5 protein-coding genes and 1 pseudogene are annotated in these 5,820 nt (G+C 35.2%); all 6 read right to left on the bottom strand.

Features of this window, described 5'->3' with window-relative positions; translation table 11 throughout:
• Positions 1-115 precede the first annotated feature (115 nt).
• The 6 genes and pseudogenes from AC1TO9_RS24470 to AC1TO9_RS24445 all read right to left on the bottom strand — a co-directional run bounded on the left by AC1TO9_RS24470 (position 116) and on the right by AC1TO9_RS24445 (position 4,498).
• Complete coding sequence (locus tag AC1TO9_RS24470) at positions 116-1,189, bottom strand: hypothetical protein (protein ID WP_482060738.1); 1,074 nt, start codon at positions 1,187-1,189, stop codon at positions 116-118.
• 175 nt (positions 1,190-1,364) lie between these two features.
• A complete protein-coding gene (locus tag AC1TO9_RS24465; RefSeq protein WP_482057932.1) occupies positions 1,365-1,964 on the bottom strand; it encodes a GNAT family N-acetyltransferase in 600 nt (199 codons plus the stop codon).
• Between the two features lie 383 nt (positions 1,965-2,347).
• Positions 2,348-2,739 (bottom strand): annotated as a pseudogene (locus AC1TO9_RS24460) (VOC family protein).
• A gap of 209 nt (positions 2,740-2,948) precedes the next feature.
• The gene (locus AC1TO9_RS24455; RefSeq protein WP_482057934.1) at positions 2,949-3,413 is read right to left on the bottom strand and encodes a hypothetical protein; all 465 of its coding nucleotides are present in this window, start codon (positions 3,411-3,413) and stop codon (positions 2,949-2,951) included.
• Positions 3,414-3,672: 259 nt separating this feature from the next.
• The gene (locus AC1TO9_RS24450) at positions 3,673-4,242 is read right to left on the bottom strand and encodes a 2'-5' RNA ligase family protein (protein WP_482060737.1); all 570 of its coding nucleotides are present in this window, start codon (positions 4,240-4,242) and stop codon (positions 3,673-3,675) included.
• A gap of 91 nt (positions 4,243-4,333) precedes the next feature.
• Entirely contained in the window at positions 4,334-4,498 is a 165-nt protein-coding gene (locus AC1TO9_RS24445) for a hypothetical protein (protein ID WP_482060736.1), read from the bottom strand.
• Positions 4,499-5,820: the final 1,322 nt, after the last annotated feature.

The raw sequence follows: 5,820 nt of genomic DNA, 5'->3' as shown, positions 1-5,820 counted from the left end.
AAAAACTCACTCTTGTGGGTAGGTTTGTTTAAGTATGTCTATCTTATTCCTATGAAAATATTATTAATGATAGGGTTGACTTTGATTAGCTGGTTTAGATGATGTCACAATCATCTTAGGTATACTTTTCAAGATCAATTCTTAATTTCTTTAATTTTAATAATCTATCAACAAATAGTTCACCGAAAGAATTTAAACAGAAAATATACTTTTCCATCTCCTCTCTACTTAATTTGTAGTCAATTATCCCTTCATGAATAAACTTGTGCCTAGAATCGAGCATTTTGCTAATCACTTCTCTAAGTACAACTACTCTTTTGTTAAATTTCTTACTAGTATTTAAAATTTCAAAGAGGTCTATTTCGAGATATTTTTTGAATGCCTCATTTGCAGAAATCAGATTTTGAAAATTGAAATTCTCAGATTCTAAAGACGAAATAGAAATCTGACCTTCCAATAAACCCTTAAGCTTTGAAAAATGAATCCTGTCATTTTTTTTAAATACTTGATCTCTTGCTGATTCATTTGTTTCTAAATATCTAATAAAAGTATATTTCAAAAATGTTTCTAAAGTAGTAACGAGAAAAGGTACTATCATATTGTTACGAAGTAATTCTTTGTTTAGCTCTGCAATGTAATTATCAGCTGACAAGATCTGCTCTGGTACGTCTTCTATAATAATACTTGTTTTTAATAAATTATTATGGAATGCACTATAAACGAAACCTAACGCTTTCTCTGAAGCTTGAAGTTTTGGAATGTCAATTATAATATAAGATTTAGTTCCGGTTTGGGGATTATAAATATAACCACCGTAAATCTTTTTAAGTATTTTAAGTGTATTATTTTGTGTGAAAAGGTCTTCATAACTTCTACCTGCTGACGTGCTAGTAGTGATGGTAGTAGTATTTTTTTTCTCGCTAGAATAGTATTTTATATACAGCCATACCCCTCGGATTGATTCATAATTATCCATGTGATACCAGGTATAACAATTCTCGTATTTTGGATTTACAACCCACCCCATCGGAATTAAGACGTCTTCGATTTCATTTTTATTTATATGTTTGGAAATTCTTAATTCTAGATCGATACTCATACAACACCTCTTTATTGTGATTTCATCTAACGTTTGGCATTCCTGACGTCCGAACGGCTTAAGGACCGTAGGTCCGGGTGGCTCTGCCACTTTGCTGTTTGGATGTGTCGTCTGAATCTGCTTCTCTGAAATCCCTCTTGGCGACCTAGGAGCGAAGCGACGAAGCAGGAATGCATTGTTATCGGATGTCAGCGTCTTCTTTGTAAGACCCCAACTTCAATTATCTTTTCTATCCTGTTGCGTTAGCTCAGAAATTGAAAGACTACTACATCTCGATTTCCCAATTGCTCTTGCTGAGTTTATAATAATTATAGCTCTCCTTTTCAAGTTCTATGATGTTTATAAAATCGAAGTTACACTTTTGTATTACTCTATTTGAGGGTAAATTACGTATAAGGGCTATAGCATTAAGCACCTCCACGTTCGTATTCTCAAATAAATACTTGATTATCCCTTTAGCTGCTTGCGTCGTATAACCCTTACCTCTATGATCTTTTGATATTGCATACATGATCTCTCTGTTTGGAGGCGGTAATTCTTCTTTTATTCCCGTACAGCACCAACCGATAAACTCTCCTGACTCTTTCAATATAATCCCCAAACGAAGACGGAGTTCATCAATATCACCGCCTTCCGATACAACCTTTAGAAACTGTTTATTTTCTTTGGTTTCGTAATTTATTAGCCAATCTAACCGTTGTTCTTTAGATACGTTGCATCCAGGCAAAAACTCATGTATCTCAGGTTGCCATGTTAGTGAATGAAACTCATCTAAATCATCAATTATGTATTCTCTTAAAACAATATCCTTACAGTCAATCTTAAAAATGTTTTCATCCGATGTGGAGTGAGTATTTGAGTTCATTATTTATCTCCCTTATGCATATTTGGTAGAATGCTTTACCACATATAATACCAAACCGTAAGAGCTCATGGCAGGTAAAGATTAATTATTACTAAACTAGCCTGGTTCTCTAGCTGAAATGCATCTATTGGATACTGGTTTATAGAAGGTTTTTTATGATTTCCGCTGATTTCCTACAACGTTTCGCATTTCTGACGTTCAAGCGGCTTAAGGCACGAAGTGCCGGGTCGTCAGACTTAGCCGATTGAATGTGTTGCCTGAATCCACTTCTCGGATATCCCTCTTGGCAACCAAGGAGCGTCAGCGACGAAGCAGAAATGTTATGTTATCAGATGTTGGGGCCTTCTTTGAGTTGCATAACTTCTTTCCCTTTCTTGCTCTTACTATCTCCATACCTTCATTCTTTCCTCTAAGTTTGATGTATGTAATTCAAGTTGAGTTCCATCTGGATCTAAGAAATTGATTGACCACCCTGTACCACGCTTTATTGCTTCTCTTACTATATTTACATGATTATCTTGGAGTGATTTTACCGCTTCTTTGAAATGCTCCTCTGGAATATAAAATGCAACATGATCTACTCCTGCTTGTCTCTCTGTATGCTCACTGTAACTATCTCGTTCAATCAAACAAATCCATGCACTCCCCATTCTAAATATGCATCCTTGTTCCCTTTGTGCCTTATATTTAGTCCAAGAACACCTGTATAAAAGTTTATTGATATTTCGAGATTTCTAACGTTTATTGTTACGTGATTGAATCCTTGAACTTTCATTCTATTTTCCTCTCTGAGATTACTTGATTAAGGATACTATTTCTAATGTTTAACTTGTAGTGCCCCAATTTCTGATAACGTTCGCGCATTTCTGACGTCCAATTGGCTTCCTGAAATTCCTCTTGGCGACCAAGGAGCGAAAGCGACGCAGCAAAAATGCATTGTTATGTGCTGTTAGGGCCATCCTCGAGATACTCTCAAACCTATGTTTATATTTTTGAAAGCTCTATTAGTGCGTTTTTGGCAGTATCACTTACAATTTTATCTTCATGATTTTCAAACGTAATAAATACTGGAACATACTGTTTATTATAAGTATTACCCAGTGCATATAGGGCGTCTGCAAGAATCTCAGGATCAATCTCTCCTATGTTTTCCGCTAAATAATCTAAATTCTTCTTTGAGTAATCTGTTAATAATTGGAGCATGTCTTCCTTTACTTCTTTAGTATTGCTAACAAATAAATGCTTTTCTAAAATTAAAATAACTTCGTCAAAGTAGGACAAATTGTAACCAAAATATGGATCTAGATATTTGTCCAAACAAAATAATAGACTTCTCTTTTCAGAGACATCTTTGCTATTCAATATTTCATTTATAGCAGTTACACCTGCATTTATGATATCTTTATGTTTTTGTGTATATGTTGTATAACTAACTTCTTGTTCGTCCATAATACATACCTTCTTTCAAAACACTATTTTCAAAGACTTCTTGATGATTCCTTCAATAATATTGCCCCAATTGCACATAACGATTGGCATTCCTGACGTTCAAGCGGCTTAAGGTAGCTTAGCTACCGGGTCGTCAGACTTAGCCGGTTGAATGTGTCGCCTGAATCCGCTTCTTAGATATCCCTCTTGGCGACCAAGGAGCGACAGCGACGATGTAAGAATGCTATGTTAGGTGATGTTACTGCCCTCTTTGGTAAACCTACAAGTTAGTCTTCACCTTTAATTTGTTTGAAGCAATGGTTGAACTACTTATACATTTATTATTTGAATCATATTCTAGTTTTACGATCCCAACTTCTATGATCTTACTTCGTAGAGGTACAAAATCTTTATAGCAATATTTCATTGCATCTAGTATCTGTTCCGGAGAAAGTTTTATAGCAAGAGTACAATGAGGATCCCAATTATTCGGAATATAATAGGGGTTGGAAAATTCAAACAAGTCACTAAACTCCTCATGATACATCTTATGCATCTTAAGCAAGTCTTCCGTGACTGTTGGATCTATAAATAATGTCCCTGATGTAGGAAATGAGGCAAGCACATCAAACTTCAATTCAAGTTCTAAAACACTATCAAAATAAGTACTTAATCGTCTACAAATTGACTCTAAAGACGGAATATCACTATAGACCGCCAGAGTAATATGTGGTCTTAAATAACTGATGTCATACATATTTGAACTTATGTTTTGGTCTTTCAATCCCTTCCAGGTATTCCTAACGTACTCCTCGAAGTTCTCTTCAAAAAACAATTCAACAGCGTACATTCTATCATCTCACTTTATAAGTTTCTTCTTGAATCCACATTCATAACAATTAATTGCAGTAATTTCACCTAACGTTTGGCATTCCTGACGTTCAAGCAGCATAAGTGACCGCAGGGAACGGGTCGTCAGACTTAGCTGGTTGAATGTATCGCTTGATTAAACCCCTTGGAAATCCTTCTTGGCGATCAAGAGCGAATGCCCGCAGTAGGAATGCCGTGTTAGGTGATGCCGGCGACACCTTTGACTTTACCTTCAAATTTATTACTAAAATTATTCAAAAATTATAAGATTCAATATCAATATCATTATTGTAAGCAACATATATTTCATAATTCTAAATCCAACCTCTAGTCTATTATTCAAATGTTCAACCTTATAATAATAAAATATGTTTCCGAAAATCAATGTTATTCCAATAACAATAGTTATTATAAGTCCTATATTTATTTCGTTAGCCGACAGACTTCCTAGTATTGAAACTATTATAGATATTAACAAACCTAAAAAATAATATCTTATCCGTTCATTAAGTACATATCGTGTCCTATTTTTTATTCCTTCGATAGCACTCCAAATAGATAGTAAAAATACTCCGATGAGAACTAGACTCACAATTATTATTTGAAATCCAACTCACTTTCTAATAAATTTCAGCATTTCGCCGGTTTCACTTAACGTTGCGTATTTCTGACGTCCAAACGGCTTAAGGACCGTAGTTCCGGGTCGCTCTGCCACTTAGCCGGTTGGATGTGTCGCCTGACTCCACTTCTCCGAGATCCCTCTTGGTGACCAAGGAGTGACAGCGACGATGTAGGAATGTATTGTTTATAGGATGTCAGCGCCTTCTTTGTAATAGCCCCACTTTAAGTTATCTTGAAATCGTGTTTCGTTAGTTCATAACTCGTTTCATTCTTTTAATGTCCAGAAGTAGAAAATACACTGACGGGGTATACAAGATAAATACGATTAAACCACCAATTTCACTATGAGGCATCCCAAATATTCCAATGTTAGTCATATAGGTAACAGTTATGAGGTAAGCTATAGGGTATACCGCTTGAATATATTTTTTGAGTGTAGATTCTCTTCTTATAATAAATCCTATAAAAAGTGAAAGGAGCATAGGTATCGGCAATGTTATCATTAAATGAAAATACTTATAATAATCAGGATCATACCAAGGTAATTGCTCGTAATTAGACGAGAATAAATACAAAGTAAACAAATAGCCAAATTGGCTGAGAATGTGAAATGATATATTTAATAATCTCGTAGTATCTTCCTTCAACATCTTTCTTCATCCTCCAGTAATGCTACAGTTAACTATGCTTGGTTCGCAATCATAAATTCCTCTAGTTCATTCATCTACACTTTTTGACTATCTTCAAGTAAACTGCGCTTTAGGTGAATAGCTTCATACCCTAGATGTTCAATGTATTAATGAGGTTTTTAATGATGTTCGCTGATTTCCTATAACGTTCGCGCATTCCTGACGTTGCTTTCCCTTAGATAGCTCTTATCTTAGGGAAAGCAATGTGTCGCCTGAATATACTTCTCCGCTATCCCTCTTGGCGACCA

This window comes from Paenibacillus sp. Y916, assembly GCF_056786435.1.
The sequence above is the reverse complement of the archived record's forward strand: the minus strand, read 5'-3'. Positions and strand labels throughout refer to the sequence as shown.

What these genes read in the sequence shown, in the direction of transcription:
- AC1TO9_RS24455 (WP_482057934.1), bottom strand. Translation starts at nt 3,413, where the DNA reads ATGGACGAACAAGAAGTTAGTTATACAACATATACACAAAAACATAAA.
- AC1TO9_RS24465 (WP_482057932.1), bottom strand. Translation starts at nt 1,964, where the DNA reads ATGAACTCAAATACTCACTCCACATCGGATGAAAACATTTTTAAGATT.
- AC1TO9_RS24450 (WP_482060737.1), bottom strand. Translation starts at nt 4,242, where the DNA reads ATGTACGCTGTTGAATTGTTTTTTGAAGAGAACTTCGAGGAGTACGTT.